This window comes from Devosia submarina (assembly GCF_003056345.1).
Lineage (GTDB): Bacteria > Pseudomonadota > Alphaproteobacteria > Rhizobiales > Devosiaceae > Devosia > Devosia submarina.
On sequence record NZ_PYWB01000035.1, the window covers coordinates 1 to 775 of the forward strand.

The window sequence follows — 775 nt, forward strand, 5'->3', positions numbered from 1 at the left end:
TTCCAAGCTGGCCTCCCTGCCGCAGCAGGATCATACTGTGAGATACCCATTACGTTTCTCCTATGGCCAAAGTGGCCGGCAGAGGAACGGTTGAGCAACGGGCCCTACGGCCGTGGACATCAAAGATTGCCAAAGGGGCAGGGGGCTACCGACCCCATTGTCGCCGTTCGGAGCGCCGCGTTCGGCGCCCGAAACCGGCCGTTCATTCCCTTCCACCCGACGGCAAAGTCGGGGCCGTCTGCTGAAGAGGTCAGCAGGGAAATCAAGCGGCTCTACAAGATTGAAAAGAACCAACCCACTATTACCAGCGCCGAAGGTCGCCTCACGCGGCGCGGTGGCTTCTTGAAGAGTACGGCCTCGTCACCGACGACTATCACCGCACACAATGGGTGTGGTTCGCTGTGACCTTCACCGCAATCTGGCGCAATTTCTCCAGCGCTAAGTGGCGGATTGCGGGCGAGATCTCGAAGAAAAGTAGAACGGACGTTCGAGCGTGATGCCGCGAAAGTCTGGTCTGAGCCCAAAGTGACGATTGCTGCACGATAGGCGAATGTCGATTACCGACCTCACTACGCCAGCGTGCGCGTCATCTCACGGATCAGATCATTTGTCTCTGGTCTCGTCGTTTGGTGCCGATATCGAAGGGCAAAAACAGTTCTTGATATTTCAAGACCATCGATGGGTTTCGACACCAAGCCCATGTCTGAAGGAATAGCGGTGGCTGGCAGGATCACCGCACCTGACCCTTGTCGCGCCAGTTCAACCAACCAATCCA

The 775-nt window shown here is 57.0% G+C and carries 1 pseudogene; it reads right to left on the reverse strand.

Annotation, left to right across the window (positions count from 1 at the left end):
- Positions 1-569: 569 nt before the first annotated feature.
- A pseudogene (locus tag DDE77_RS19280) lies at positions 570-775 on the reverse strand (LysR family transcriptional regulator); the annotation flags it as partial.